Below are 580 nucleotides of genomic sequence, written 5' to 3'. Positions count from 1 at the left end.
GTGCGGTTGTAGAGCACGGCCGCGGCCATGAGCGAGTACGGGATGACGCTCGTGCGGTCCGGGTACGTCGCCGTGACGTCGATGAGCGGCTGCAGGCCGGGCAGGATGCCGGCCTCCTGGAGGTCGTGGACCCCGTACGACAGCACGCCGGCGGCGACGAGCACGCGCAGCAGGTCGAACTCCTTGGCCGTCAGGTGCAGCTCGCGCTCGCCCTGGAACGCGCGGTGCGCCGCGACGTCGACGCGCACGTTCTGCGCGTGCAGCTCGTCCTCGTCCGCGGGGTCGCCCACGCTGCGACGGAGGAGTGCCCGCACGCGGGCGAGCAGCTCCGCGAGCCGGAAGGGCTTGGTGACGTAGTCGTCGGCCCCCGCGTCGAGCCCGACGACGAGGTCGACCTCGTCGGCGCGCGCGGTGAGCACGAGGACGGGGGTCGTGAGGCCCTGGTTGCGGATCGCGCGTGCGACGTCGAGCCCGTCCATGTCGGGCAGCATCAGGTCCAGCACCATGGCCTGATAGTGTGCCGTGGCCAGGCGCTGTAACGCATCGGCGCCCGAGGCCGCTGCCGTCACGGGAAAGCCCG

General features: G+C 72.4%; 1 protein-coding gene. It reads right to left on the bottom strand.

What is annotated here, in order from left to right; translation table 11 throughout:
* Nucleotides 1-580 (bottom strand): response regulator transcription factor (locus ACFO3N_RS24945; RefSeq protein WP_379801518.1); only part of this gene is annotated, 580 nt, incomplete at both ends.

Origin of the sequence: Flavobacterium chungangensis (genome assembly GCF_042654045.1) — a bacterium.
GTDB classification, from domain to species: Bacteria; Bacteroidota; Bacteroidia; order Flavobacteriales; family Flavobacteriaceae; genus Flavobacterium; species Flavobacterium chungangensis.
This window is presented reverse-complemented; position numbering and strand designations above follow the sequence as displayed.